General features: G+C 54.7%; 19 protein-coding genes and 1 pseudogene. 16 read left to right on the plus strand and 4 right to left on the minus strand.

Annotation, left to right across the window (positions count from 1 at the left end; genetic code table 11):
* Nucleotides 1-4: 4 nt before the first annotated feature.
* Nucleotides 5-385 carry an START-like domain-containing protein gene (locus WJU16_RS16350; protein ID WP_341834553.1) on the minus strand — a complete coding sequence of 127 codons (381 nt, stop codon included), beginning with the start codon at nt 383-385 and terminating at the stop codon, nt 5-7.
* A 394-nt stretch (nt 386-779) separates the two neighbouring features.
* Between WJU16_RS16350 and WJU16_RS16355 the strand changes: the two genes are divergently transcribed.
* The 10 genes and pseudogenes from WJU16_RS16355 to WJU16_RS16400 all read left to right on the plus strand — a co-directional run bounded on the left by WJU16_RS16355 (nt 780) and on the right by WJU16_RS16400 (nt 10588).
* Nucleotides 780-1655, plus strand: coding sequence for an RNA polymerase sigma factor RpoD/SigA (locus tag WJU16_RS16355; RefSeq protein WP_206614510.1), 876 nt, complete (start codon nt 780-782; stop codon nt 1653-1655).
* Between the two features lie 105 nt (nt 1656-1760).
* A complete protein-coding gene (gene ffh / locus WJU16_RS16360; protein WP_341834554.1) occupies nt 1761-3080 on the plus strand; it encodes a signal recognition particle protein in 1320 nt (439 codons plus the stop codon).
* 124 nt (nt 3081-3204) lie between these two features.
* Nucleotides 3205-3456 (plus strand): annotated as a pseudogene (rpsP, locus tag WJU16_RS26135) (30S ribosomal protein S16); the annotation flags it as partial.
* A gap of 246 nt (nt 3457-3702) precedes the next feature.
* A complete protein-coding gene (gene rimM, locus WJU16_RS16370; RefSeq protein ID WP_341834556.1) occupies nt 3703-4269 on the plus strand; it encodes a ribosome maturation factor RimM in 567 nt (188 codons plus the stop codon).
* Between the two features lie 12 nt (nt 4270-4281).
* Nucleotides 4282-4962, plus strand: a complete 681-nt coding sequence (gene trmD, locus WJU16_RS16375; protein ID WP_341834557.1) for a tRNA (guanosine(37)-N1)-methyltransferase TrmD — start codon at nt 4282-4284, stop codon at nt 4960-4962.
* Between the two features lie 85 nt (nt 4963-5047).
* Entirely contained in the window at nt 5048-5395 is a 348-nt protein-coding gene (gene rplS, locus WJU16_RS16380; RefSeq protein ID WP_109699867.1) for a 50S ribosomal protein L19, read from the plus strand.
* Nucleotides 5396-5579: 184 nt separating this feature from the next.
* Complete coding sequence (locus WJU16_RS16385) at nt 5580-5807, plus strand: twin-arginine translocase TatA/TatE family subunit (RefSeq protein ID WP_109699868.1); 228 nt, start codon at nt 5580-5582, stop codon at nt 5805-5807.
* Nucleotides 5808-6089: 282 nt separating this feature from the next.
* Nucleotides 6090-7337, plus strand: coding sequence for an Asp-tRNA(Asn)/Glu-tRNA(Gln) amidotransferase subunit GatA (gene gatA, locus WJU16_RS16390; protein WP_341834558.1), 1248 nt, complete (start codon nt 6090-6092; stop codon nt 7335-7337).
* Nucleotides 7338-7352: 15 nt separating this feature from the next.
* The gene (locus WJU16_RS16395; protein WP_341834559.1) at nt 7353-8597 is read left to right on the plus strand and encodes a transglycosylase SLT domain-containing protein; all 1245 of its coding nucleotides are present in this window, start codon (nt 7353-7355) and stop codon (nt 8595-8597) included.
* 221 nt (nt 8598-8818) lie between these two features.
* Nucleotides 8819-10588: a carboxypeptidase regulatory-like domain-containing protein gene (locus tag WJU16_RS16400; protein ID WP_341834561.1), complete on the plus strand. Its 1770-nt coding sequence runs from the start codon at nt 8819-8821 to the stop codon at nt 10586-10588.
* A 77-nt stretch (nt 10589-10665) separates the two neighbouring features.
* On the opposite strand, the gene WJU16_RS16405 is transcribed toward WJU16_RS16400, so the two are convergent.
* The gene (locus WJU16_RS16405) at nt 10666-12084 is read right to left on the minus strand and encodes a cation:proton antiporter (RefSeq protein ID WP_341834562.1); all 1419 of its coding nucleotides are present in this window, start codon (nt 12082-12084) and stop codon (nt 10666-10668) included.
* A gap of 222 nt (nt 12085-12306) precedes the next feature.
* Between WJU16_RS16405 and WJU16_RS16410 the strand changes: the two genes are divergently transcribed.
* From WJU16_RS16410 to WJU16_RS16425, 4 genes are all read left to right on the plus strand, one after another.
* Complete coding sequence (locus WJU16_RS16410) at nt 12307-12693, plus strand: RNA-binding S4 domain-containing protein (RefSeq protein ID WP_341834563.1); 387 nt, start codon at nt 12307-12309, stop codon at nt 12691-12693.
* 38 nt (nt 12694-12731) lie between these two features.
* The gene (gene lysA, locus WJU16_RS16415; RefSeq protein ID WP_341834564.1) at nt 12732-13958 is read left to right on the plus strand and encodes a diaminopimelate decarboxylase; all 1227 of its coding nucleotides are present in this window, start codon (nt 12732-12734) and stop codon (nt 13956-13958) included.
* A 130-nt stretch (nt 13959-14088) separates the two neighbouring features.
* Nucleotides 14089-14586 (plus strand): DUF3267 domain-containing protein, encoded by a 498-nt coding sequence (locus WJU16_RS16420; RefSeq protein WP_341834565.1) that lies wholly within the window; start codon nt 14089-14091, stop codon nt 14584-14586.
* 68 nt (nt 14587-14654) lie between these two features.
* Complete coding sequence (locus WJU16_RS16425) at nt 14655-17027, plus strand: hypothetical protein (RefSeq protein ID WP_341834566.1); 2373 nt, start codon at nt 14655-14657, stop codon at nt 17025-17027.
* A 69-nt stretch (nt 17028-17096) separates the two neighbouring features.
* On the opposite strand, the gene WJU16_RS16430 is transcribed toward WJU16_RS16425, so the two are convergent.
* Nucleotides 17097-20723, minus strand: a complete 3627-nt coding sequence (locus tag WJU16_RS16430; protein ID WP_341834567.1) for a BamA/TamA family outer membrane protein — start codon at nt 20721-20723, stop codon at nt 17097-17099.
* Nucleotides 20720-21574: a hypothetical protein gene (locus WJU16_RS16435; RefSeq protein ID WP_341834568.1), complete on the minus strand. Its 855-nt coding sequence runs from the start codon at nt 21572-21574 to the stop codon at nt 20720-20722. The genes WJU16_RS16430 and WJU16_RS16435 overlap by 4 nt, the downstream gene beginning before the upstream one ends.
* A 71-nt stretch (nt 21575-21645) precedes the next feature.
* Here WJU16_RS16435 and WJU16_RS16440 point away from each other — a divergent pair, with 71 nt between their 5' ends.
* Together WJU16_RS16440 and ppk1 are read left to right on the plus strand one after the other, a co-directional pair.
* A complete protein-coding gene (locus WJU16_RS16440; protein ID WP_341834569.1) occupies nt 21646-22869 on the plus strand; it encodes a Pycsar system effector family protein in 1224 nt (407 codons plus the stop codon).
* Between the two features lie 3 nt (nt 22870-22872).
* Nucleotides 22873-24870: a polyphosphate kinase 1 gene (gene ppk1, locus WJU16_RS16445; protein WP_341834570.1), complete on the plus strand. Its 1998-nt coding sequence runs from the start codon at nt 22873-22875 to the stop codon at nt 24868-24870.
* The last annotated feature ends 6 nt before the right edge of the window (nt 24871-24876 follow it).

Raw genomic sequence — 24876 nt, forward strand, 5'->3', positions numbered from 1 at the left:
CAGGTTAATTGCCGATTCGGTGGAAAAGATCCTTGATCTGGTAATCCCAGAGCTGGCTTTGATCCGCCACTTCTTTCTTCTCTGCAAAATCCTTGATTACCAGGATTGTCATGTTCGTTACTTCTGAAATCCGGATCCGGAATTCGAAATATTCATTTTTGGGAGCGTGTGTCCAATGTAAACGGATATACTCGTCTTCTTCCTGTTCCAGTACTTCTGCTTCCTCCGCTGATCCATTCCAGGAAAAGGAGAAAACATTGTCCCGGAAATCTACCTTGTCTGCAAACCACTCCTGGAGGCCTGCCGGGGTTGATAAAAACTCGAAAAGAATACTGGGAGAGCACCGCACCGGATATTCTAACTCATATTGCACTTTCTTTGACATCGCACTGTATTATTATAGAAATCAAAATCATCTGCCTGCAATTATAGAAAAATATTTATTCTATCAAAATAAATTTTGAAAAACATTTTATTTCCTAATCCCTTCATTTTCACGATTTACAACTAAAAGGAATATAAAAAAATTATTTTATGTATTTTGCAACGGATTACATGTTTAAACCTACCAGCCGTCCATTACCATGACAATCAACGGTGAATCCGGTATTAGTGCTGGTTAATGCGGTATAGCACGAACAGATTATTACCAACAATCGATTTTGCTTGAAAAGGATTCAATGGTTAGTAATTTTTTTTGGGTCGTATCTAAAAAAAGTTATTTTTGTTGGGCATTCTTCTAAAATAACTTTTAAATAACCTGTAACTGTTCCCGTGCTATGTCAATGCGCCAACTAAAAATCACGAAGTCCATCACGAATCGTGAGTCCCAGTCGCTAGAAAAGTATTTGCAGGAGATCGGCAAAGTGGATCTCATTACGCCGGAAGAAGAAGTCAACCTGGCCATCCGCATCAAGCAGGGCGACCAGCGCGCGTTAGAAAAACTCACCAAGGCCAACCTCCGCTTCGTGGTATCTGTCGCCAAACAGTACCAGAACCAGGGCCTTTCCCTCTCAGATCTCATCAACGAAGGCAACCTCGGCCTCATCAAAGCCGCCCAGCGCTTCGATGAAACCCGCGGCTTCAAATTCATTTCATACGCCGTATGGTGGATCCGTCAATCCATCCTCCAGGCGCTCGCAGAGCAATCCCGCATCGTGCGCCTCCCGCTGAACAAAGTGGGGCTCTCCAACAAAATTTCCAAAGCCTATTCCCAGCTGGAACAGGAATTTGAACGCGAGCCCTCGCCCGATGAGCTCGCCACCATCCTCGAAATCAACACCGAGGAAGTGGAAGCCACCCTAGGCGTTGCCGCCCGCCACGTGTCCATGGACGCGCCGTTCATCGACGGGGAGGACAACTCCCTGCTCGACGTGCTCGAGAACCCCAACGCCGTATCGGCAGACGAGGAGCTCGACCACCACGATTCCCTCCGCCGCGAGATCGAGCGCTCCCTGTCCACCCTCACCGACCGCCAGAAAGACGTGATCATGCTCTATTTCGGCATCGGCGTGGAACATCCCATGAGCCTCGAAGACATCGGCGAAAAATTCGGCCTTACCCGCGAACGTGTACGCCAGATCAAAGACAAGGCGATCACCAAGCTCCGCACTACTTCCCGCAGCAAACTCCTGCGGAATTACCTCGGCGGCTGATTTTTTCCCGCGAACGCAGTAAAAACTTATTTTTGCAGTCCAAATGGTGAATATTCGAAATATTCACCATTTTGCATTTTTTAAAGATCATACCAGCATACGAATATGTTTGAATCATTATCAGAGCGGCTCGAGTCAGCCTTTAAACAGCTGAAAGGCGAGGGGCGCATCTCGGAGATTAACATCGCTACTACCGTGAAAGAGATCCGCCGCGCTTTGGTGGACGCGGACGTGAACTATAAAATCGCGAAAGACTTTACCGATAAAGTAAAAGACAAAGCCCTCGGCGAAAAGGTAATCACCGCCATCTCCCCCGGCCAGCTCATGGTCAAAATCGTAAAAGACGAGCTGGTGGAACTGATGGGCAACACCGAAGTGGAGCTGGAGCTCAAAGCCAACCCCACCGTAATCCTCATTGCAGGCTTGCAGGGTTCGGGTAAAACCACCTTCTCCGGCAAGCTGGCCAATTTCCTCAAATCCAAGAAAAGCAAGAAACCCCTGCTCGTGGCGGCGGATATTTACCGTCCCGCGGCGATCGACCAGCTGCAGGTGCTCGGCGGTCAGATCGGGGTGGAAGTATATAGCGAACCTGAGAACAAGAACGCCGTACAGATCGCGGAAAACGCCATCAAGCAGGCCAAGGCCAACGGCAATAACGTCGTGATCATCGATACCGCGGGCCGCCTGGCGGTCGACGAGGTGATGATGACCGAGGTGAGCAACGTGAAAAAGGCCGTGCAGCCCCAGGAAATCCTGTTCGTGGTGGACTCCATGACCGGCCAGGACGCGGTGAACACCGCCAAGGCGTTCAACGAAAAGCTCGACTTCTCCGGTATCGTGCTCACGAAGCTGGACGGCGACACCCGCGGTGGCGCGGCGCTGACCATCACCTACACGGTGCAGAAACCGATCAAGTTCGTGTCCATGGGCGAAAAGCTCGACACGCTGGACGTGTTCTACCCCGAGCGTATGGCGCAGCGTATCCTGGGCATGGGCGACATCACCACGCTGGTGGAGCGGGCGCAGGCGCAGTTTAACGAAGAGCAGGCCAAGAAGCTGGAAAAGAAAATCCGCCAGAACCAGTTCGATTTCGACGATTTCAAGGAACAGCTGGCGCAGATCAAGAAGATGGGCTCCATCAAGGATTTGCTGGGCATGATCCCCGGGGTGGGCAAGGCCGTGAAGGACCTGGACATCAGCGACGATGCGTTCAAGGGCATCGAGGCCATGATCAATTCCATGACGCCGGCGGAGCGGGCCAACCCCGACCTGATCGACGGCAGCCGCCGCCGACGCATTGCGAAAGGGGCGGGCAAGGAAATTGCCGACGTGAACCAGTTCATGAAGCAATTTGAGCAGATGCGGCAGATGATGAAAATGATGAATAAGATGCCCGGAGGAGCCAAAGGGCTCAAGATGAGATAGTTAAAATAGCGGCAAAAGTAAAAAGTGAACTTTTATTTTGTGAAATTCATTTTAAGCTATACATTTGCTGCCCCAATAGAAACAATTTTTTTTCACCACTCGCAAAAAATAATTCGACTTATTTATGCCAGTTAAGATCAGATTACAGAGACACGGCGCCAAGAAAAGACCTTTTTACTTTATCGTAGTGGCTGATGCCCGCGCGCCCCGTGATGGTAAATTCATTCAGAAAATCGGTACCTACAATCCCCTGACTGTACCGGCTTCTATCAACATTGACACGCAGAAAGCGCTCCGCTGGCTGCAGAAAGGTGCTCAACCCACCGACACTGTTCGTAGAATCCTGTCTTTCAAAGGCGTACTGTACCTGAAGCACCTGCTCCGCGGTGTGAAACTCGGTTTGTTCGACGAACCTACCGCTTACACCAAGTTCGAGCAATGGCAGGCTGACCACGAAGAAAAAGTGACTGCCCGCCGCGAAAGCCAGAAAAGAGTAGTACGCGCTGCCGCTCCGGTAGTTCGTAAAGTTGAAGACGTAGCTCCGAGCGCTCCCGCCGCTGAAGAAGGCGAAGCACCGGCAGAAGCATAATCGACAGTATAACACATTTCAAAAAGGGAAGATTTGCTCGCAAAGATTCCCTTTTTGCTTTTTACCACCATCCGTTCCATGGCGAATTATTTCAATATCGGCAAACTGGCCGCTGTTCACGGTACAGACGGGGAATTGCTGTTGAAGCACAGCCTCGGCAAGCGGTCGTCGCTCAAAGACGTGTCCGCCATCTTCATCGAGGAGCATAAAGGCAGTTTTCTTCCTTATTTCGTGCAAAAGGCGAAAGCGAAGGACGCGGAGCATATTTACCTCAAACTGGAGGGGATCGACACGCGGGAATCGGCCAGGGCTTACCTGCAGAAGGGGATTTATCTCCAGGAGGAGGATTTCCAGGCGCAGGCTTCCGGCCAGGCGCCCCTGAGCCTGCTGGGCTATGTGGCGAGTGACAGGGAGCATGGCGAACTGGGAACGATAGATGAGATCATCGAAATGCCGCACCAGCTGCTGGCCAGGGTAACCTACAGGGAGAAGGAAATGCTGCTGCCGCTGAACGAGCAAACCATGCTGAAGGTGGACCGGAAGGGCAAAATCCTGCATCTCGACCTGCCGGCCGGGCTGCTCGACATTTATTTAGGGTAACAGAAACACGATATGCGGATAGACATCATTACCGTACAGCCCGATCTGCTGGAGAGCCCTTTCTCCCATTCGATCATGAAAAGGGCGAGGAACAAGGGCCTGCTGGAGGTGAACGTGCACCAGCTGCGCGACTATTCCACGCTGAAGAACAGTCAGACCGACGATTACCAGTTCGGCGGCGGGGCGGGGATGGTGATGATGATCGAGCCGCTGGTGAACGCCATCGAGTCACTGCAAAAAGAAGTGACCTACGACGAGATCATTTACATGACGCCGGACGGGCAAAAGTTCGACCAGCGGACGGCCAACCGGTTGTCGATGAAAGGTAACCTGCTGATTATCTGCGGTCATTACAAAGGTATAGACGAGCGGGTGCGGGAGCATTTCGTGACGATGGAGATTTCCATCGGGGATTTCGTGTTGTCGGGCGGGGAATTGGCGGCCGCGGTGGTGGTGGATGCGATCGGGCGGTTGTTGCCCGGAGTGCTGGGCGACGAGACTTCGGCGCTTTTCGACTCTTTCCAGGATGATTTGCTGGCGCCGCCGGTGTATACCCGGCCGGAGGAGTTCAGGGGCTGGAAGGTGCCTGCGATCCTCATGAGCGGGGATCACCGGAAGATAGACGAGTGGCGGCATGAGGAGGCGGTAAGGCGGACGAAAGCCCGCCGGCCGGACATGCTGGACCATGACTGAATCAAATAAATTTTAAAAAACCGGGAAAAGGTCTTGGTAATTGGATATTCTTCCTTACCTTTGCCGTCCTAATAATAATTGAAAGATGAACGCGATTTCTTTTGTTCACGAGCAGTTGACTGCTAACAAGCAATTTCCGAAGTTTAAAGCCGGTGACAACGTTACCGTTAACTATAAGATCGTTGAAGGAAACAAGGAGCGTATCCAATCCTTCAAAGGCGACGTGGTGAAGATCCAGGGTACTGGTTTTACGGCTACTTTCACTGTTCGTAAGATCTCTGACGGGGTAGGCGTAGAGCGTCTGTTCCCGCTGTATTCTCCCAACATCGACAGCATCCTGCTGCACAAAGTTGGTAAAGTAAGAAGGGCTAAACTGTACTACCTGCGCGAGCGCCAGGGTAAAGCAGCCCGTATCAAAGAAAAAAGGGTTTAGTATTTTATACAGGGAAATTAGTATGCGGGGGTCCGGTAGGATTCCCGCTTTTTTTATTGGGGATCAAGGGGTTGTAATGGGTTGTGAAGAAGACCTTAAAACTGGATTAAAGTAGGCCCGCAGGGTTGCGAAAGCCCAAATAAACGTTATCTTTGTTAGCTCGAACATTATAAAAAACTGAGAAATGACTGCTATTTTCGTTAAATCACCTTTTTTACTTTTCCAGGAACTCGGTATGACGGAACTGATCCTCATCGCTGCTGTAGTATTGCTGCTGTTTGGCGGTAAGAAAATTCCTGAACTGATGCGTGGCCTGGGTAAAGGTATCCGTGAGTTCAAAGATGCGAAAGACAATGTGCGCCGCGAAGTAGAGGAAGGCATCCGCGAGTCCGAAGTTAAGAAACAGGCTTAATTCCAGTACCCGCGACTAAATAGCAGGTGCAGAGCCGATTTTTACAGAGATCTACCATTGTAAGATTTAAACTGGTTTGGGTTTGACTGAATACAGCAGTATATCGTCTTTTCAGGAGGCGTTGTATGCCGGGAAAGCGAACTGCGAGGACACGGTACGGATGTACCTGGGCCGCATTGAGCAGACCCGTCATTTAAACGCATACCTGGAAGTTTTTACGGAAGACGCCCTCCGGCAGGCCCGTTCCCTGGATGAGAAGATCCAAAGGGGGAGCGGCCCGGTTTGCTGGCGGGCGTTGTCGTTGGCATCAAGGACGTTATATGTTATAAAGGGCACGCCGTGAGTGCGGCGAGCCGGATATTGGAGGGTTTTGAATCCCTCTACAACGCCACGGCGGTGGAAAGGCTCCTGGAAGCAGGGGCTATTATTATTGGCAGGCTGAACTGCGACGAATTCGCGATGGGGTCTACCAATGAGAATTCCGCTTACGGCCCCACGCTCAATGCGTTGGACGAAACGCGTGTGCCGGGGGGATCGTCGGGCGGGTCCGCGGTAGCGGTACAGGCAGGGCTCTGCCATGTGAGCCTGGGTTCGGACACCGGTGGTTCGGTGCGGCAGCCGGCGGACTTTTGCGGTATCGTTGGGCTCAAGCCCAGCTACGGCCGTATCAGCCGCCATGGCCTCTTAGCTTACGCGTCTTCATTTGATCAAATCGGCATTTTTGGCTCGAATATTGCAGATGTAGCGAAAGTTCTGCAAGTCATAGCCGGTCCCGATGCCTATGATAGCACGGCTTCCCAAAGTGGGGTGCCTGAATATCAGTTAAGTACCGATCTGCACAATAAAAAGCGCAAATTCGCGTATCTAAGGGATGCCCTTCATCACGAGGGGCTGGATCCGGAAATGAGGGGAGGATTTGAAAGTTTCTTTGAACAGTTAAAGGCGGAAGGTCATACCGTGGAAGCGGTTGATTTTGAATACCTTGATTTCGTGGTGGCGGCATATTACGTGCTTACTACGGCCGAGGCGTCCAGTAATTTAAGCCGGTACGACGGGGTCAAATATGGCTACCGGACGCCGGAACAGGGGCTGGACCTGTCCGATTTTTATCGGAAAAGCCGGTCTGAAGGCTTCGGGAAAGAGGTAAAAAGGCGTATATTGCTGGGAACCTTCGTGCTGAGCGCCGGATATTACGACGCTTATTTCACGAAAGCGCAGCAGGTAAGAAGGCTGGTGGTGGAAAAGATGCAGCAGATCCTGCAGGCATACGATGCCATCCTCCTGCCAACGGTACCTGCGACCGCGTTCAAAATCGGGGAGAAGACGGATGATCCGATCGCGATGTACCTGGCCGATATTTATACGGTGCTGGCCAACCTCACGGGGGTGCCGGCGATATCCGTTCCTTTAACACGGCATTCCAACGGAATGCCATATGGCCTACAGATTATAACAAAAGAATTAGACGAGCAGAACCTGTTAGAAATTGCAGAAACAGTGTTGCAGATGCAACAAATGAATACAGTTTAAAACAAACCTACGCGTATGACGAAAGTCTTTTTACTTCTATCATTGCCGGCTTTAGTGGGGAGTTCCAGTGCAGTTGCCGCCAGCGTTGAGGTGAATAAGGAGATGGTGTATTCCGTACAGGATGCGCCCGCCGATACCTCCGTTACCTTGAAAAAGGCCGGGCGCCTGCCGAAAGACACGACGGTGCACGGGGCTCCTGCCTCCATGTCGGTAAAGAAAGCGGCCCAGGCGCTGCCTTCTGTGATTCGTACTCCTAAGGTGTACGAGCAGATGAACAATAATTTCGTAAAGAATTATATCAACGACTATGCCAACCGCTACAGCAAACACCTTTCGGTGATGGTGGAACGGTCTGCGCCATATTTCGTGATGATCGAAAAAGTGTTCCTGGACCACGGCATCCCCGAGGAAATGAAATACCTCGCGGTGATCGAGTCCAGCCTCATGCATAATGCCCGCTCCCGTGTCGGGGCCGTGGGCATGTGGCAGTTCATGAGCGGCACCGCCCGCATCTTCGGACTGAGCGTGGGTAAGAAAGTCGACGAACGGAAGGATATCTACAAATCCACCGTGGCCGCGGCCAAATATCTCAACGAATTGTACGACCGGTTCGATGACTGGTTGCTGGTGGTTGCCGCTTACAACTGCGGCGCCGGCGGTGTGATGCGCGCGCAAAAGATCAGCGGCCGCAGCGATTTCTGGGGTATCCAGTACTTCCTGCCCGCGGAGTCCCGCAACCACGTGTACAAATTCATCGCAACGGGTTATATCCTTGACAGGTTCAACACCTTCTTCGGCGTAGGCAGCAATTACACGACCGCAAACGTGTCGCTCCCCAACGCAAGGATGAATACCGCCACCGAATTCCGGAAAGCGGCTCCCCTCACCGAAGAGGACATGTTCAACACGGTTGAGTTCAATGTAACCGGTAAATACCGCATCGAAGCCATTGCCAAAAAGCTGGCCATGGAAACCGATGAGTTGGCCCGGCTGAATCCCGGCTTCGCCCAGGCCCTCGCCGGCGAAACGAGCAGCTACGACCTGCGCATCCCGAAAGAGAAAATGAAACTCTTCCAGGCGGAAAAAGAGGAGATACTCAAAGAATCCCTCCAGATGACGCTCGACGATAAAGCCGCTACGGTAGACAGAAGCAGGTTCCCCGCCCCGGTGAAAAAGCCCGAAGCGAAAGCCGCTCCCGCCAAGAAACCCGTAGCCAAAAAAGCGCCGGTGAAAAAGCAAACTACCACCAGGAAGAAATAATCGTATTCTTTTTATATCCAAAAGGGCATTGCAGGAGAAGCAGTGCTCTTTTTTTATGCCCTCTCTCTTCGCCACATCGGGCCTCCCGCCCATTTCAACACCCCGATTGCCCACTTCAGCCAATAGAATTGTCATTACCCGCACCCGGAGAAGCAGGAGTGCACAGCTTTTGCTTTTTTCGCACTTCAGCTTCAATTATTTACCCCTCATCATTCAGATTTATGCACTTCTGTCCCCAAAACTTCATCCGGCGCCGCCGGACGCACTTCATCGTGCTGCTTTCCGTATTGTTACTCTCCGCATGCAAAAAAAGCAATGAGCCCGGTGGGGACGGCCCACCGGGGAATTATAGCGGCCCCATCGAACTGACCGGCATCGTTGTCGACGAGAGCGGCGCCCCCATGCCCGGGGCTACCGTCAAATCCGACGTTCAGCAGGTTACTACAGATGCCAAAGGCACTTTCGTCATGCAGCGCCTCAAGCTGGCAGAAGGCAATGTGGTGCTTGTGCAGGGTTCCAAAGCCGGGTATCATAGCCAGGTCCGCCGCGTTACCACTGCGGGCGGCAATAACGCCGCCGTCCGCCTGACGCTCAAGCAGAAAAAGGTGACCCACACGCTCCAGTCTGCCGCAGGCGGTACGCTTACCGTAGCGGGAGGAGCTTCCGTCCAGATACCGGCGGGCGCCATTGTGAAAGCCGACGGTACCGCATACACGGGCGTCGTCAACCTCGCGGTAACGCATATCGACCCGGCAGACCCCGACTTCAGCCTGAAGATCCCCGGCGGCGACCTCAGCGCCATCCGGGCTGACCAATCCGTTGTAATGCTGTATTCCTATGGCATGGTAGACGTGGAAATGGAAAGCCCCTCAGGCGATAAACTCCAGCTCAAAACCGGGAAAACTTCCACCGTAAAATTTCCTATCCCCGTATTCCAACAGGCCACCGCACCCAACACGATCCCGCTATGGCATTTCGATAACGTGGCCGGCGTGTGGAAGGAAGAAGGGCAGGCCACCCGGCAGGGGAATTTCTATACCGGCACCGTCGGCCACTTCTCGACCTGGAACGTGGATGCGCCGGAAGTGACTGCGATGGTGGAAGGTTTCGTGAACGATCCGTGCAGAAGTGCTTCAAAAGGAGTGGGCGGCGCCAACGTCACACTGGGGCAGATTACCGTTACGACGGATAAAGACGGAAAATTCAAGGCGCGGGTACCGGCGAACAGCGCCACCACCGTGCGCCTCGATCCCCGGTTGAACAACGGCCGTGGTACTACGGCAGACATTCCCGCCATGGCAGCAGGCAAATCCATGACCCAAAACCTGTCCTTCCCCTGTGGCCCTTCCCTGTCAGGAAAGCTCACCGACTGCGAAGGGCGGCCCTACGCCGGCTTCGTCAATATTTATCTTGACGGGAAGCATATCGGCAGCGCTTATACCAACGACCAGTCGCAATTCACGATATACGGGCCGAAGGGCAAGACCGTTTTGCTGAAAGCTTTCGATATGCTGGGCGGCAGTGCGGAATTGACGGTGGCCATTCCTGCAGACGAATCGGGCAAAGAATTGGGAGACGTGCGCATTTGTCTCAGAGAAAATATGGCCCCGGTCCGGTTCCGGATACATGGCGGCGGGTACAACCAGCAGCAGATCCAGATCGGCGGCGTGGCGGGGCAAACCTTCGTGGCGATGGCGCTGTACGACTTCCGCAGCCATGAAACGCTTTGCACGATGGTAGCGGGCACACACCAGCTGACCTTGAATTTCGAAGGCGAAACAGTAGGTAACTACGAAGATGTGACGATGGTGCTGGAACTGAACGGCAAGCGCTATGTTTCCGAAACGATGAAGGTCGGCATTTCGGCTTTCGGGCAGGTAGGGGAAAAGCTGCAGGGAACGTTTTCCGGTGTAGCGGAGGAGTTCGGCGGAACGGCGACGGTAACGATCAGCAGCGGTACGTTTGAGGCGTTGCGGATAGCGGCGCAATAACCGGATAGTACCTGAACGGATATAACCAGGAGGCCCGGGCTGAGCAGTCCGGGCCTCTTTATGCGGAGACATTGGTATCAGGACATCGCCCGGGCCTTGCGGCCGTGGAAATACCATCCGAAATAGTCTAAGAGCGGCCCGGTCATAAAGGTGGTGGCGAGCGCCATCAGCACCAGCATCGCAAACACCTGCGGGGTGAGAATGCCCAGGTCGTAACCGATGTTGAGCACTACCAGTTCCATCAACCCCCGTGTGTTCATGAGCGCGCCGATGGAAAGCGATTGCTCCCAGGACTGACCCATCAGCCTGGCCGTGAACGCCGAACCCGCAAATTTACCCGCCACGGCTACCAGCATGATCACGCCGAAAACACCCCAGAGGTGCCCCTCGTTCAGTAAGCCGATTTGGGTACGGAGGCCCGTAAAAGCGAAGAAAACCGGCAGGAGTATTACCACGCTCACGTCTTCCAGCTTATCCTGCAGCACCTGTTTGATATTGGCTTCCGCGGGCATGATCACCCCGGCCAGGAAAGCCCCGAACAGCAGGTGGATGCCAATCACCTCCGCTATATAACCCGCGATCAGCAGCACGAAGAACCCCAAGGCCACCTTGGTTTTGTTTCCGTTCAGCGTGCGCATCCGGCGTTGCAGCCAGGGGCGCACCACCAACAGCATACCCGCCACAAATATCCCCGCCAGCGCGATGGTCACCAGGGCGCTGGCCAGCCCGCCCGCTTTGGCGATAGCCACTACAATGGCCAAAATGCACCAGGCGGTGATATCATCCGCTGCGGCGCAAGTGATGGCCATCGCGCCGAGGGGCGTACCGGTCAGGTTGCGCTCCTGGACAATGCGCGCCAGCACCGGGAAGGCGGTCACGCTCATGGCGATGCCCATGAACAGCGCGAAACTCAGGAACCCGACGTTGGGCGGTGCAAACTGCGTGAAAGTGAAATAAGCCAGGCAGACCCCCAGGAAGAAGGGGATCACGATGCTGGCGTGGCTGATCATCACGGCGTCGTGCGCTTTCTGGCGGATTTTGGAGATATCCAGCTCCATGCCCACGATGAACATGAAGAAGGCCAGCCCTATCTGGCTGAGGAATTGCAACGGCGGCAGCGAAGATTTCGGGAAAAGCGCATCCATAACCCCGGGCGCCAGTAGCCCCAGCAGTGAAGGTCCCAGCACGATGCCCGCGATGATTTCGCCCACCACGGCGGGCTGCCCGGCCCTGCGGGCCAAATAGCCGAAAGCACGGGTGGCGCAGAGGATCACGATGATCTGCAGCAGCAACATGCTCAACGGATGTTGCAGGTGATGTAGTAAATCAGTGAAAATACCCGAGCCCACGTAAGGCGCTGCTGCCGGCGGGACCGGATGCAGGAGGGGGCCGGTGGCGGAAGGGGACGGGAGTTGTTCGCCGCGGGAGATGATGAACCAGGTCATCAGCCCGAAAGCTCCGATGATAAGGGGGTAAAGCAGGTGCTTTTTTTGCATGTGCGCGAGGCTTTTTAGCGGTCCGTAAGGTACAAAACCGCCGGGAATTTTGTGTTGAGAATGGACGGGCCAGCCATTTCCGGCGCTGAAGTGTGCGACGCAACGGCCGCCCCATCGGCTTACCGCCGCCGGCTACCCGCCAGAAAACATTTTTAACGGAGGACGAGCCGTGTTTGTCAATAAGCGCTGGACAAGCAAGCGCGGGTTTCGTATTTTTGCAGGATGACAGCTGAAAAACTGCGTGTAGACAAATATCTCTGGGCCATCCGGGTGTTCAAGACCCGCACGGCCGCCGCTGCCGCCTGCGATTCGGGCAAGGTGAAGCTCAACGGGGTGGCCGTGAAAGCCGCCAAGGCCGTGAGCGTGGGGGATGAATACGACATCCGCACCGAATCACGGAAGTGGAAAGTGAGGGTAACGGGGCTGCTGGCCAACCGCCAGGCCTATTCGGAAGCCATTAAATATTACATCGATATCACGCCGGAGGAAGACCAATTGCTCAATAAACGCATGGCTTCCAGCTTCGATACGGGTAAAAGGCAGAGTAAAATCGGCCGTCCTACCAAGAAAGAACGCCGCGACCTCGACGATTTTATGCAGGAAGATTAATTTCTTATTATTTTCGCACATTCAATTTACCCGATACAATGGCTAAACAAAGCGACGTACTCAGCGCGGACTTCCTGGTGAAAACAGCGCAGGAATTCGGTACCCCGGTGTATATCTATCACGCCGAAAAGATCAAGACACAGTATGAGAAGCTGAAGGATGCCTTCAGCAAGGCTGACGCGCGCTTTTTCTACGCCTGCAAGGCGTTGACGAACATTAACGTGCTCCGCTACATCAATTCCCTGGGCTGCGGGCTGGATACGGTAAGCATCCAGGAAGTGCAGCTGGGGCTGAAAGCGGGTTTCGATCCGAAGAACATCATTTTTACGCCGAACTGCGTGGACCTCAGCGAGATCATCGCGGCCAAAGACCTGGGCGTAAACATCAATATCGACAACATTTCCATCCTGGAGCAATTCGGCAACCAGTTCGGCGATACTTACCCGATCTGCATCCGCCTGAACCCCCACATCATGGCCGGCGGCAACTTCAAAATCTCGACCGGGCATGTGGACAGCAAGTTTGGTATCTCGATCCACCAGATGCGGCACATCGAGCGCATCGTAAAGAGCACGAAGCTCAAGGTGACGGGCCTGCATATGCACACGGGCTCCGAAATCAAGGACGTAGACGTGTTCCTGCGCGGGGTGGAAATCATGTTTGAAATGACGGAACACTTCCCCGACCTGGAGTTCATCGACCTGGGCAGCGGCTTTAAAGTAGCGTACCAGCAGGGCGATCCGGAAACGGACATCGATCTGCTCGGCAAAAAGCTCAGCGAGGCTTTCAACAAGTTCGCGAAGTCGTACAAACGCCCGCTGCAGCTGTGGTTCGAACCCGGAAAGTTCCTTGTGAGCCAGTGCGGTTATTTCGTGGTGAAAGCCAACGTGATCAAGCAAACGACCGCTACGGTGTTCGTAGGCGTGAACAGCGGCTTCAACCACCTGATCCGCCCCATGTTCTACGATTCCTTCCACCTGATCAAGAATATCTCCAACCCGAAAGGCACGGAGCGCATCTATACCGTTGTGGGCAATATCTGCGAAACCGACACCTTCGGCTGGGACCGCAAGATCAGCGAAGTGCGCGAAGGCGACCTGCTGGTGTTCTATAACGCCGGGGCCTATGGCTTCGAGATGTCGAGCAACTTCAACTCCCGCCTGAAACCGGCTGAAGTGCTGGTGAAAGACGGCAAGGCGCACCTGATCCGCAAGCGCGATACGATCGACGACCTGCTGAAGAACCAGGTGGAAATCCCCATGTAATGATGAATAGTCCCCTGCGCGACGAGCTCCAGGCCCGAGGGTACACCGAACTGGCCGCTTTTCAGATAAGCGAGCTGTTGGTGCCCGTAAAGGAAGGCGTGCGCAGGGGATCCCTTTTTACTGGCTGCTCATGGCCGCTTCCCTGCTGGGAGGCCTGTGGATCGCAGCCGGATATATCTTCGCCCGCGCGTCGGGCTCCCTGTCCCGCGGGGAAATCCTGGGCTGGCTGTTCCTCGGCGTGGCGGCCGTTATCCTCCTCATTCCTTTTCATGAGCTGATCCATGGCCTGCTGTTCCGGTATTTCGGAGCGAAAGACGTGCGGTATGGCGTGGTATGGCGGAAACTGATGTTTTACGCCGTGGCGCACGATTTTGCCGTGAATTACCGGCAGCTGCTGGTGATCGCCCTGGGGCCGTATGTGGTGCTTTCCCTGGGGATGGTGCTGGCGGCGGTGTGGCTGCAAGGCGGGTGGACCGTCTTTTTCGCCGGCATGTATGGTTTCCATACGCTTTGCTGCGTGGGGGATTTCGGGCTTTGCGGATATATGCACCAGTTCCGCCAGCGTGGCCCGGTTACCTTCGACGACGCCGATGCCCGCATTTCGTATTTTTACGTAACTTCGCAATAGCAACTATTCCCCCGAGAAATTACTGTTATCCTGCACTGTCGCTGTTAGCCATAAAGGTTTAGAAAATTATGAAGATACTTACCGCAAACCGGGATCAGCTGATAGAGGAACACCTGATAGAGAGCCATATCTCGTTCGTCCCTTTCGTGCGCTTCATGAAAGACAAAGCGCAAAATGCCAAGGGGGCCAGGGCCGCGTTCTTTTCCGAGATCGTCCGCCATTTTGAAAGCAATCCCGAATTACAACAGCCACTCAGCAGTGATGTAGACGTCGCCAAATACCAGGAGTACCTGGATCTTGTGACCGCCACCGTTTTCCCCGTGACTATCGACGATTCCCGCGATATTTTCGGCATCGGCGTGCCTTACCGCTTCGCCATATTCTACTATTCGGATAAATTCCAACAGATATTTTCAGAAGACGGAAAGGAGCTGATGGCAATGCCGAAGGGGATGTCTCCCGACAAAATCCGTCGCGACAAGCTGTCGTGGCTCTATAAACTGATCCTTGAAAGGTGGTATAACCTGCAGATCAATTACGACACGGATATCGTGCATACCATCAGTTTCCCGGACGATGACGGGTTGCTGCGTTATATCAAAGTGAACATCGACCCGCGTTTCGTGGATGTGCGGCTGAAGGGCGACCTCCCGAAGCTCGATTGCGGCGAGATATGCTCTGGCGACTTCCGCTCGCAGGATCTTTCCGTACTGCAGGAACTTGTGCCGCTGGATGCTTTTGCGCTGGAAGGTTTCGTGATCTGGACCATCCAGGACGTTACGCGGGACTATGTGGTTAATGGCATGAAGAGCCTGGTGCTCAACATCCGGAAAGACAATGAGCTGAAAACGTATACACAGGCGCGGGAATATCTCAAAACGCTCGCCGGCCGGGCAGACCTGAATATTCACCTGATCCCTTTCCTGAAGGTCAATAACCGCAACGTGCTTGAAACTACGTATGTGGCGCAGAGTATTATTTTCAGCAGCGCGCGCAGCGACCAGGAAAGGCTGGCGCTGAACGATCAGTTGATGACATTCCTCAAGGCCAATCCGCAACCGTTGGTGCTCAATGAAGTGACGCGGGGAACGGTGGAGCTGTATCCTTTCCTCAAATACCTGCCGTTGCACGGCGTCAAAAGTTTCATCCTTTTCCCGATCCTGCATGAAAACAACCTGTTGGGCATGCTGGAGCTGGCCACGTCTGAGCAGACGCCGCTGGACTGGGAGATTCTTTCCAACCTCCAACCTGTTTACGCGCTGGGCTCGCTGTTGCTGCGGCGGAGCGTGGAGCTGGCCAACGAGCGGATCAACGAAGTGATCAAAGACCAGTTCACCGCCCTGCAGCCCGCCGTAGAATGGAAGTTCACGGAAGCGGCCTGGGAATATCTCCATACGCCGAAAAACGTAAAGCAGAAAGATATCGGGAATATCCTGTTTGAAGATGTGTACCCGCTGTATGGCGCCGTCGACATCCGCAACAGCTCCGTGGAAAGGGGCACGGCGATCCGCGACGACCTGCGCGAGCAGCTGCAGCTCATCCAGCAAACATTCCGCGGTATCAACGGCAGCCTGCACCTCCCGCTGCTGGAGGAGTTGCAATACAAAAACAACCGCCTGCTCTCCGGCTTGCACGATACGCTATTCGCGGAGGACGAAGTGAAGATCAACGAATTCCTCGACCACGAGATCGCGCCTACCTTCCGCCATCTTTACGACAGCGAAGACGGCCTGAAACCTTTGCTCAACGAATACTTCACGAAGATCGATAAGCACACGGGGCATATCTACCACCATCGCCGCGAGTACGAAGAAAGCCTGCGGGAAATCAATTCCGCCATCAATAATTTCCTGGAAAAGGAAAAAGACGAACTGCAGCAATCGTATCCCTGCTATTTCGAAAAGTACCGGACCGACGGGGTGGAGTATAATATTTACATCGGACAGACCATCGCGCCGGAGCGGAAGTTCGATATGATGTACCTGCGGAATCTTCGCCTGTGGCAGCTTTCGTCGATGGCGAAAATCGCAAGGCTCACGAACGATCTGGCGCCTATGTTGAAACTCCCGCTGCATACCACGCAGCTGATCCTCGCGCATTCGAATCCCATCGCGATCAGTTTCCGGAAAGATGAACGGCGGTTTGATGTGGAAGGCGCGTACAACATGCGTTACGAGATCATGAAAAAACGGATCGACAAAGTGCGCATAAAGGACACGAACGAGCGGCTCACCCAACCCGGCAAGATAGCCATCGTATATTCGTATTCCCGGGAAGCGGAAGAATACCGCAAGTTCATCGACTTCCTCATAGATAAAGACGTGCTGCTCCGCGATGTGGAAATGCTGGAGCTGGAAGAGCTTCAGGGCGTTAGCGGCCTGAAAGCCATCCGCCTGTCAGTGAATATGGGCCGCGCGCTGCCCGCCGGCAATCCCTCCTGAATAATATCAACTCCATAAAAAAACGGCTGTTCAATTACTGAACAGCCGTTTTCATTTATCAGAACGTTATCAGAATTTAAATCCGAACGTCACATACGGCAAGGTACCTTCCGAAGAATGGCCGAGCACCGCCGTGAGCACCACGAGATTGACGGGCGAGAAGTACACGCCGCCGCCGAAGCCGTTATGCCATTTGCCGGAGTCTTCGCCACGGTACCACACGCGCCCCACATCGTTGAAACCGATGAGGCCCACAGAGCCAGGGAGGATATACGAAGTGAAGTCGAACAGTTTGACGCGCAGCTCCATGTTGTTGTAGAACATACCGTGCCCGGCGAAGCGGTTGTTGCGGAAACCGCGGAGATTGGCCGTTCCCCCGAGCGACAGCGCCTGGAAGAATTCCGGGTTGCCCCAGGTATAACCGCCGCCGAAACGGGTAACCAGCACTACGTTGGGCGGCAGGCCGAGGGAGGCGTAAATGCTCATGTCCGACCGGACCTGCAACATGTTCCTGCTGGCGCCGTTGATTCCTTTGCTGCCCAGGATATACGTATTCCAGAGGAGGCCGCGGGTGGCCACGAGCTTGTTGTCGCGCGTGTCGATGGCAAAGGCGCCGCGGAGGCCGGCGTAACTTTTCTTCGCATACAGGCGAACGGAATCCCCTTTGTCGAATGCATCGAGGAATCTGCCGTAATTGTGTTCCGGTTCGAGAGAAGCGGCGGTGACAGACGGCCCTATGGCGAAACTGATGTTCTGCGCCAGGTTGGTGCGCAGCATCATTTCCGCGGAATAAATATTGAAGCGGCTGCGGTAGTAACGGATCGGCGGATCGGTGACGTTTTTATCGTACACCGTTTCGTTTCCGAAGCCGAAGAAATTGACCGTATTGTGTGGTGCGCGCGCCAGCCCGTACAGCAACAAGTCTGATTTGCCGATCACGTCGTTGAATTGTCCTTCGTACCGGAATTGCCAGGCTTCCGTTGCCAGGGCATGCATGCCCGTCAGCCGGTGGCGCACGGCAAAGGAATCTTTCCGGAACCCTTGCCCGGTGTACTCCATGCCCACACCGAGGAGCAGCCCGTCGTCGAGGTTGAAGCCGCCGGTGACGAGGGGCATCAGTTTGTTATACTTAAACGCCATCCGGTTGTAACGGATTACATCCGGGTCGGAAGAAAGGCGCAGGCCCGCGCGGTTGCCTATGGCAAAGCTGTCTTCCTTGTGTTTCAGGTCGTAAATACGTGTTTTTTTACCGCCGCCGGAAGCAACGCTGTCGATATACGTGTCTTTTTCCGCGCCCCCGATCAGCCGTACCCGGATGCGGGGATGGCCTTCTCCGGTGAGCACGAAACGGTCTTGCCCGCCGAGGCCGTAGATTGCTACTTCCTTCGTATGCGCGGGATCGAAGGTGCGGTCGAAGAGTTTTTGCTCCAGGTCGCCCGATTTACTGATCTTGCGCGACACCACGCGCACTTTCCCGTCGTCCAGCCGGGTGATGGTGAACTGTTCGTTCTTCTGCGAGCCGGTCACATCCACGCCTTTGGCAAGGAAGCGGTAATATTTGAGGGCTTCGCTTTTCATGATGCCCCGCCTGGCTTTCAGCCGTTCCAGCATCATATCGCCGGTGAGGCTGCGGATGGAATCGGGCAACTGGCGCACGGCTTCTTCGATGGCTTCGTCGGTCATTTTCACCGTGAAGGATTCCGCTTCCTTCGCCCACTGTTGTTCGGACAGGTTGGTGAGGAAGTTGCGGTCGAAGTAGCGCGGGTTGAAGTTCAGCCCGTTGATGTTCGGGATATTTTTCCGGAAGCCCTGGATATTGGGCATGAGCCACGCGCGGCTTGCCATCCTAGGGATCACGCCTTCGTTGACGAAAAACGCCTGGTCGCGGTCGCGTGGGATCGGAAAGAATTCTTTCTTCTTCTTATCTTTTTCGGCCCACCAGCGCCATTGATCGTCGTGCCGGTCCCAGTCGCCGATGAAGAAATCGAGCAGGCGCGCCTGCAACACGGCTTTCTGGTTCACGGAATTATCGTTGTCTTCGAGCAGGTTCTCGAGTACTTTCAGCGTGTTGTAGGTTTTGCTGGCAGTAACGGGCTCGCGTTCTTCGAAGAGGTAAACGCCGCCGGCGAAGTCGTGGCGGAAGATGCCCAGCGCGGTATCATCGGGGAGATAGACGAACGAGGGGTTGGTATGCGGCACGCCGGCTTTTTCCGCCAGGGATGAAACGACGAGCGGGGCGTATGGGTTGGAAGCGGAGATCTGGTCCTGCACGATCTCCCGCGCGAAGGTTTCGCGGAGCGCTTCGGGAACGGCGGACGTTGGGTTTTTCACCACCGACCTGAGCACCCATTCCCTGCCGGAAGTATCTTCCAGCCGGAGGGAGCGCGTTTGCATCCCGCCCCCGCGCTTGGTGACTTTCAATCCGCCCTTCGTCGTGTCGATATCGATCACGGGGAAAGTAAGGGGCGTAGCCCAGACTTTCCGGTAGTTTTCGCCGAGCATAAGCCGGTGGAAACCGTTGATGTTGACGTAGCGGGGATCTGCCGCCATGGTCACACTGTCTGGCATGGGTTTGGCCGCTTCCTGCGCGAGCTTCTTCCGGTATCCGTTCAGGTCGAACATCTGACGCGAGAAGATAGGGGTGGATTCGTTTTCGTTATAGAAATCCACTTTCACGCTGCCATTTTTCATCACCGTGATCACACTGTATCCGTAGAATTTACTGGCGAACAAAGCGCCCGGGCCTTGCTTCACCCGGCTGTCTTTCGCGCCCGCGCCGCTCACCACGAAATAGCGGTGCCCTTCGTTGATGAGCTGCAAAGTATGCTCATGGCCCGCCACGAATACGGTGGGCGATTCCTTCGGGATAGCCGCTTCGATCCCGCGGATCAGGCGCTTGTATAACGGATGCGGGAGGTCTTCCCGCGTGCCGAATACGCCGCGTACCAATGGGTAAATGCTGCCGATAACGGGCATGGGCACGTATAGGTAAGGTTTGGCGTCGGTAAGGGGGAAGATATGCTGTTTGATGGTGTAATACCCACCATGAATGCCGTAGCTGCGCAAAGGGTGGTGCGCGGCGAATACGAGCAGCTTCCCGGGATTGGCGGCCGCGATATCCTTGATCTCGGCCAGCACCTCGTCTTCCGTCTTCTGATCGCAGGACGATTCCAGCCCGGGTTTTGCGCCAGGGTACAGCCACCACTCGGAGTCCATCACAATCAACATGACGTCATCTCCCAACGGCACGGCCAGCGGTCCGGGACAGCCATCTTTCGGTAAAAAGTCGACGTTGGGCAGTTTCAGCGAATCGATGTACTGTTGCTGGTTACGGATCTGCCGCCAGCCGTCGGGCCGGTGTTTGGACCAATCGTGGTTGCCGGGAATAAATATTCCTTTGGCGTTGGTGCCTCTCACGAGGTTGACCTGGTAATCGAGGATGGCGCGCGCTTCGGGGAAGTTCTTTGCCAGAGGGCTGGGCAACCCGAGCGGGTACACGTTGTCGCCGAGGAAGAGAACGGTGTTGGCGCCTTTATCCAGCGGGAAGTTGCGCTTCACCGCATCCACGACGGGGTTGATCCCGTTGCGCATTTCGCCGGCGTCACCGATGAGGATGATGCGCTGCTGTATGCTGTCTTCCTGCGCGGATGCCCGCAGGGCGAGGCAAGCGAGGAAAAGGAATGCGAGGTATTTCAATTTTTAGGGCTGTATTTGAATTTGAGAATATCGGCCGTATGGTCTTCATCGCCTTCGTTGGAAATATACATATCTCCGTTTGGCGCGAAGGTGATGCCTTCGGGCTGAGAGAAATGTTTCCTGGGCAGGCGGTGCGTTTCCTGTACGTTACCCTGAAGGTCGGTAATGACGAGCAGTTCATTCACCGAAGCCACGATATATACCCTGTTTTCGATGGGATGGACAGCTGCGCCGGAGGGCCTGAAGTGCTTGGAAGGACCTTCTTTCAGTCCGGGGATGTTGTCATTGAAAAAGCGCCAGGCGGGTTCGGGGTTCCAGGTCATCGAATCGGGGCTGAACGTGAATACGCTGGTCTGCTTTTGTCCTTTATCCACTTCGCAGGTTTTGCAGATGGCCACGATCCGGTTGGACTGGATATCATAATAAGCCGCTTCGAACTCGCGTTTCCAGTTGTGCGGGAAATGCGCGAGGGTGGAAGAGATGGTGTCGGTGAACATCCCGTCTATCCTGTACATGCTGCCGTTGCTTTTGAGCACGAACCAATCTTTGCCGGTGAACACGGTTTCTTCATAATCGCCGCCTTTCCCGAATTTCCAGGAGGGATAAGGAGCGGTAGCGCGGAGGTTGACCTGGAAGAGTTTTCCCTGTTCGTCGTTGTTGGCGATGAAGTGGGCTTCGTCGCGGTGGAACACGATGCCGGAGATTTCCTGCAACGACTCCCGGACGCGGAACCGTTCGTATTGTTCGAGCCGGTAGCCTTCCGGCGAGGTTTGGAGCCGTGCTTCATTTTGCCCCGCCAACTGGCAGGAAATGAGCATGATTGCAGGCAGCAGACAAGGAAACATCTTCATAAGCCATTCTTTATAGGATAAAATTAACGCAAAAAATGCCGTAATTTGGAATATAGTAAATACACCACCAGATGGAAATTAGTTCAGTGTTAGCAGCCGCGCAGGCCTATGTGACCCGGCAATATGAATCGCACCCGGACCCGGTGCTGGTATACCACAACCTCGTGCATACCAGCCAGGTAGTGCAGGCGGCCGACCAGATATCCGCCTATTACCGCCTTTCGGAAGCAGACCATCTGATCGTGATGCTGGCGGCCTGGTTCCATGATATGGGGTATCTTGAAGGCGAGCGATCCAGCCACGAATCCGCCGGCGCCGATGCCGTGCGGGCATTCGCCAAAGCGCAGGGGCTCCCTGAAGCTACGGGCCGCGCCGCGGCGGATTGCGTGCTCGCCACCAAAATGCCCCAGCAGCCAAATAACCTGCTGGAGCAGATCGTGTGCGATGCGGACCTTTTCCATCTCGGCAGCAAAGAATTTTCCAAACGCAACAAGCTCCTCCGCACGGAAGCCGAACTGGCCGCGGGCAAAAAGATCAGCAGCGTGGAATGGACGCGCACCACTATCCAGTTCCTCGAATCCCACCAATACCACACCGCTTACTGCCGTACTCTGCTCAACCCGCAGAAAGAAGAAAATATTGAAAAGCTGAAAATAAAGCTGGAAGAAAAACAGCGGGAAGCGACGGCGGAAAAGCACGGATTACAGCCGGAAAAGAAAGTGGAAAAAGTGAAGGAAGATAAGGAAGATAAGGGTGAGAAGAAGAAACCTGGCGTGGAAACGATGTTCCGCACCACCGGGACCAATCACATCCGCCTCAGTTCTATGGCCGATTCCAAAGCGAATATCATGATTTCGGTGAATGCCATCATCATCTCCGTATTGTTATCGGTTTTGCTGCGGAAGCTGGAAGATTATCCCAATTTCATCCTGCCCGCCTTCATTTTCCTCGTCACCAGCGTTACTACCATCGTGTTCGCGGTTTTGGCCACACGGCCCAATGTAACGAGCGGCCGCTTCACGGAAGAAGATATCAAAAACAAAAAAGCGAACCTCCTTTTCTTCGGCAACTTCCACCAGATGTCGTACCCCGAATATGAAGAGGGAATGGAAACCATCATCAAAAACCCGGATTACCTCTACAGCAACATGATCCATGATATATACAATCTGGGCGTGGTGCTGGGCCGGAAATACCGGTTGCTGCGCCTGGCGTACAATACCTTCATGTTCGGCATCGTGGCTTCCGTGATCGCATTCACGGTGGCGGCTATCTTTTTCCCGGTAAAAGGTTAGGCATTGGAGCAACAAACCATCCCCCTGAACGACCGCGACCTGAGCTGGCTGCACTTCAATTTCCGGGTGCTTTCCATGGCGGAGACGCCGGGTGTTCCGCTGTATGAGCGCGTGAAATTCCTGTCCATCTTCTCCTCGAACCTTGACGAGTTTTTCCGCGTACGCATGCCGGCGCTGCTGGCCCTGCACCAGTTGCATGAAGGCGAAAAAGGCGCCCTGTCCGCCGCGCAGCAGGAAATCGCCCGGCAGCTCAACGAATATGGGCGCATTTTCACGCAAGTGGTGATACCCGGGTTACAAGAGAAAGGCATCCGGTTGTATTACGGGGAATCCCCCGCACCGGAGCACTTCCCTGCCATCCGCGATTATTTCTTCAACACGATACTTGCCTACCTCCGCCCCGTGCGTCTCCGGCTGGGCGAACCGATGGAACTGTTCCTCGAAAACAACGCACTCTACCTCGTGGTGTGCCTGGAAGACGGCGGCACCGGGATCGTCAACATCCCATCGGATCATTTGCCGCGTTTCCTCCGGCTCGCCGGCAACGATATCCTCTTCCTCGACGACGCCATCCGCCAGCACCTGGATTTCCTTTTCCCGCATGTGGGCATCAAAGCCGCGTACAGCATCAAGGTTACGCGGGACGCGGAGATCGACGTTGACGAGTTCAGCGGCCACCTGCTGCAAAAAGTAGAAGACATGCTGGTACAACGCCAGATGGGCGTGCCCACCCGTTTCCTGTACGACGCGGCCATGCCGGATGCGCTGCGCAACCAGCTGGCGGCTTATTTCCGCATCGCGCCGCCGGAATTGGCCACCGGGGGGCGGTACCACAACCTCCGCGACCTGTCCGACCTGCCGCTGCCTTCCGACGCTTCGGCGGAATATCCCAAAGCGCCGCCAGCGTACTGCAATGCCATCGATCCCGGCAGATCGCTGCTGGACCAGGTCCAGGAGCGCGACTTCTTGCTGCATGTGCCTTATCAATCCTACGATTACATTCTTCGATACTTCAATGAAGCCGCCACTGACCCCGAAGTGCGCGAGATTTATGTTACGCTGTACCGCGTGGCTTCCACCTCCCGCATCGCACATGCGCTCATGAGCGCCGCGCAAAACGGGAAGAAGGTGACGGTGATGGTGGAACTGAAGGCGCGTTTCGACGAGGCCAACAACATCCGCTGGGCCAAGCGCATGAAGGCCGCCGGCGTTAAGATACTGTACAGCATCCCAGGCCTGAAGGTGCATGCGAAAGTGGCCCTGGTGAAGCGCAAGCGCGGATTCTACTGGGATCATACCGCGCTGCTGGCTACCGGCAACTTCAACGAAAGCACCGCGCGGTTTTATGCCGATCACGTACTGCTCACCCGCCACCAGGCGCTCACGCAGGAGCTGGAGCTGCTGTTCATTTATATGCAGACCGGCATCCAGCCCGGGAAGTTCAATTTCATGCACTTCGAACATTTGCTGGTGGCGCAGTTCAACCTTGTCGAGCGGTTTAAAACGCTCATCCGCGGTGAAGCGGAGAACGCCCGCAACGGCAAGCCCGCGCGCATCACCATCAAACTGAACAACCTGCAGGAGAAAAGCATGATCGCCGAGCTGTACGCAGCGGCAGACGCAGGGGTGGAGATCGATCTGATCGTCAGGAGCATCTGCTGCCTGGTGCCCCGCGAAGGCATCCGGGTACGCCGGATCGTGGACCGTTACCTGGAACATGCCCGTGTGTTCATTTTCCATAACGGTGGGAAAGAACTGATTTACATGGGTTCGGCCGACTGGATGAACCGCAACCTGCACCGCCGGATCGAAGTGTGCTTCCCGGTGTATGACCCGGCAGGCCGGCAGCAGCTGAAAGATATTATCGCCTTGCAATTGGCGGATAATACAAATGCCGTAATATTGGGGGCCGATGCCCGCAACCTGCCGGTTCCGCGGGAAGCAGGCGCCCCCGGCATCAACGCTCAGCGAGATACTTACGCATACGTTCGGAAACTATAAAATCCC

The organism is Chitinophaga pollutisoli (assembly GCF_038396755.1).
Taxonomy (GTDB): Bacteria; Bacteroidota; Bacteroidia; order Chitinophagales; family Chitinophagaceae; genus Chitinophaga; species Chitinophaga pollutisoli.

What these genes read in the sequence shown, in the direction of transcription:
- WJU16_RS16385 (WP_109699868.1), top strand. Translation starts at nt 5,580, where the DNA reads ATGACTGCTATTTTCGTTAAATCACCTTTTTTACTTTTCCAGGAACTC.
- WJU16_RS16420 (WP_341834565.1), top strand. Translation starts at nt 14,089, where the DNA reads ATGGCCGCTTCCCTGCTGGGAGGCCTGTGGATCGCAGCCGGATATATC.
- rplS (WP_109699867.1), top strand. Translation starts at nt 5,048, where the DNA reads ATGAACGCGATTTCTTTTGTTCACGAGCAGTTGACTGCTAACAAGCAA.
- WJU16_RS16405 (WP_341834562.1), bottom strand. Translation starts at nt 12,084, where the DNA reads ATGCAAAAAAAGCACCTGCTTTACCCCCTTATCATCGGAGCTTTCGGG.
- WJU16_RS16410 (WP_341834563.1), top strand. Translation starts at nt 12,307, where the DNA reads ATGACAGCTGAAAAACTGCGTGTAGACAAATATCTCTGGGCCATCCGG.
- WJU16_RS16440 (WP_341834569.1), top strand. Translation starts at nt 21,646, where the DNA reads ATGGAAATTAGTTCAGTGTTAGCAGCCGCGCAGGCCTATGTGACCCGG.
- WJU16_RS16355 (WP_206614510.1), top strand. Translation starts at nt 780, where the DNA reads ATGTCAATGCGCCAACTAAAAATCACGAAGTCCATCACGAATCGTGAG.
- trmD (WP_341834557.1), top strand. Translation starts at nt 4,282, where the DNA reads ATGCGGATAGACATCATTACCGTACAGCCCGATCTGCTGGAGAGCCCT.
- WJU16_RS16425 (WP_341834566.1), top strand. Translation starts at nt 14,655, where the DNA reads ATGAAGATACTTACCGCAAACCGGGATCAGCTGATAGAGGAACACCTG.
- WJU16_RS16435 (WP_341834568.1), bottom strand. Translation starts at nt 21,574, where the DNA reads ATGAAGATGTTTCCTTGTCTGCTGCCTGCAATCATGCTCATTTCCTGC.
- WJU16_RS16350 (WP_341834553.1), bottom strand. Translation starts at nt 385, where the DNA reads ATGTCAAAGAAAGTGCAATATGAGTTAGAATATCCGGTGCGGTGCTCT.
- ffh (WP_341834554.1), top strand. Translation starts at nt 1,761, where the DNA reads ATGTTTGAATCATTATCAGAGCGGCTCGAGTCAGCCTTTAAACAGCTG.
- lysA (WP_341834564.1), top strand. Translation starts at nt 12,732, where the DNA reads ATGGCTAAACAAAGCGACGTACTCAGCGCGGACTTCCTGGTGAAAACA.
- WJU16_RS16400 (WP_341834561.1), top strand. Translation starts at nt 8,819, where the DNA reads ATGCACTTCTGTCCCCAAAACTTCATCCGGCGCCGCCGGACGCACTTC.
- WJU16_RS16395 (WP_341834559.1), top strand. Translation starts at nt 7,353, where the DNA reads ATGACGAAAGTCTTTTTACTTCTATCATTGCCGGCTTTAGTGGGGAGT.